Raw genomic sequence first — 2,391 nt, forward strand, 5'->3', positions numbered from 1 at the left:
CTACGAAAGTTGCTATGGAATGATAAAGGCCATTCGACTCTATGCAATGTTAGTGCTCGTCATTTTTTCATTGTCACAAAATATTTTGCTGCTTTCTCCTCAAATTGCTTTAACCAGTTTGGATCATTATTTAATTCCAAATAGCAATTACTTATTCCCTGCCTAAAGGCCAAAAACAAATCTTCTAATTTGACTGCCACACATTCTTTCTTTCTATTTGTTATAGAAATAATATCCTTCAATGAATCGAGGGGAACTTCGCCAAATGCATATAAAATTTGCTTAGCCTCCTTTTTATTGGATAGGTCCGATTCACTTATGAAACCATGTAGAATCCCACATCTTGCAGCATATAAATCAACGCTAGAACATTCAATTGAAGTGTTTTTTAACATCCACTCTTCAGTCCATTTTATAAAGACATTTCTTCCTCTAGCTTTCTCTCTATTTACAAGATTGCTAAAACTGTCAATTGCAGAAAACAGTAAAATCAATGCTGTTATGATCTTTTCATCCTTTATGGCATTCTCAATTGATTCAATTATTTCAATATAAGTTGAGTAAAATCCAGTCATTCAGTAATTGATAGTTTTTAGGAACCGCAACTCATTAAGGTTAAGGTTCCTAATTCATATTTAGAATTATTTCATTCTCTTTCTGTGTTACTAGAAAAATATTCCTGCTATTACAATAATCACAATAAATGCCACCAATATGACCAATAGAGACTTCCAAAGAGTACTAAAAAATGAAAATTGAAATGTTCGGAAGTTGATTGCAAAAATGTTTCCAAAGATTATTAATACATAGATAAGAGCTTGCGTCATTGGTTCATTTAATACTTGGAAAAAATCAACTGAGATAATGAAAAATGTTAAATAGATAACACTTTGGGATTCAATAAATGTAGCGATTACAAGGTTACTTACTAAGTTTAATTTTGTTTTTCTGAACATTAAATAATTCATCCCTGATATTGTAAAAATGAAAGGGAGTGTCATCCAATATTGGGTATATTCTGAACTCTCATCATTAGTTGTTTCTTCAATAACATCTGGGCTCAGAAATTCATATAAATAGTATAAAATAAACAAAAAGAGTAGTGATGATAAATAGAACGAAACTGGATCTTGTGAATTTCTTTTACCCTTCAGGTATTCTCGAATAAAAACTCCAGGTTGTGATGCTAGTTGGATGGATGTTTGAAAAAAATGGAAATCAACAATATGTAAAAACGTTTCAGCAATCGTTCCAAAAGTGATATTACTTTTTAAATATTTCCAGTCAAATTTTGATTCCATTTCTAAGAATGAGCCCTAACGCCCGACTATGGTGCGGGGCCAACCTCAGGCTTTTACTGCAAAATAGCAAAATCTGTTATGCCAAACAACTGTCAGATTTGCACTGCATTATCACAAGTCAATGGCTCCTGAGCAGATCAGTGATAGATACCTTCTTGATTTCACAGAGCAGATTTTGTGGTCAAGTTGCATAGGCTTTTGCGAAAAACTACGTAAGGCCATACGCTATAGTCGATGTTACGTGCATGTTAATCTCCCATAAAATAAATCCCTTCAATTTGTATGGATTCAAATGCTGTTATTTCAATGGTTGACCAACCCAGTAAGCCAAGCTCAGTTTTAATTAAATATTTAATCTTACTAGAATAATCATTTGTTCTTTTAGCAGCAATCACTTCAACATTATAGTTTTCAGGAAGATAAGCGAGTTTGGTAGTTAGTTCTTCGTCAGTGTAAAGAGTTATAGGCTTTAATGTTTTTGTTTCTAATCCGACATAGTAGAACTCAGGTTCAACCTCATTGAATTCTGTTCCATCAAATGAGTACTTTCTTCTTTTATTAAAAGTGCTATTCAAATGTCCGGTAGTATAAATGGAATTTCCACCTGGGATATAGATTTCCAACCCAGGAGATCCTCCTATTGATTTGTTTGTTTTTCCATCAATAAAGTAAAATCCAGGATCACAACTCATACCCCAAGAGAATACTAGATAGTAATTATTTGGAAGTTCAGTTGTTGTAAATTTCAGTTCTAGGAGGACAATATCATTCTCTTCGTGTTGATCACTGGATGCATAAAGTTGGTGTATCATTGGAAGTTTATTTAGTTGGGTATTGATCACTTTGGCAAGAGCTTCATCATAATGAATTAAGATGTATGACTCATCTCCACACAAGTTCTCAATTTTTAATGTCGATAGGTTTGGATATGGTTGTTGAGCATGCAAGTTTGATAGGCCAAGTAAGAGAATTGCTGTTATTATATATTTCATAGGCTATGATAAGTTATTGCATGTAACATCAAGTTATCCGTAGACTTATTGCGGATAACTATTTATATCGTCATTAAATCTAACGTAATTATTTGAGA

Annotated in this window: 3 protein-coding genes; all 3 read right to left on the minus strand. The window is 32.8% G+C overall.

From position 1 onward, the window contains the following. Positions 1-59: 59 nt before the first annotated feature. On the minus strand, positions 60-575 hold the full coding sequence (locus RLO81_RS00845; RefSeq protein WP_350105840.1) for a hypothetical protein: 516 nt from the start codon (positions 573-575) through the stop codon (positions 60-62). Between the two features lie 90 nt (positions 576-665). Next, positions 666-1,301 carry a DUF3667 domain-containing protein gene (locus RLO81_RS00850; RefSeq protein ID WP_350105843.1) on the minus strand — a complete coding sequence of 212 codons (636 nt, stop codon included), beginning with the start codon at positions 1,299-1,301 and terminating at the stop codon, positions 666-668. A gap of 248 nt (positions 1,302-1,549) precedes the next feature. Continuing rightward, positions 1,550-2,293 (minus strand): hypothetical protein, encoded by a 744-nt coding sequence (locus RLO81_RS00855; RefSeq protein ID WP_350105846.1) that lies wholly within the window; start codon positions 2,291-2,293, stop codon positions 1,550-1,552. Between the last annotated feature and the right edge of the window lie 98 nt (positions 2,294-2,391).

Origin of the sequence: Fulvivirga sp., from assembly GCF_040220315.1 — a bacterium.
Taxonomy (GTDB): domain Bacteria; phylum Bacteroidota; class Bacteroidia; order Cytophagales; family Cyclobacteriaceae; genus Fulvivirga.

What these genes read in the sequence shown, in the direction of transcription:
- RLO81_RS00855 (WP_350105846.1), bottom strand. Translation starts at nt 2,293, where the DNA reads ATGAAATATATAATAACAGCAATTCTCTTACTTGGCCTATCAAACTTG.
- RLO81_RS00845 (WP_350105840.1), bottom strand. Translation starts at nt 575, where the DNA reads ATGACTGGATTTTACTCAACTTATATTGAAATAATTGAATCAATTGAG.
- RLO81_RS00850 (WP_350105843.1), bottom strand. Translation starts at nt 1,301, where the DNA reads ATGGAATCAAAATTTGACTGGAAATATTTAAAAAGTAATATCACTTTT.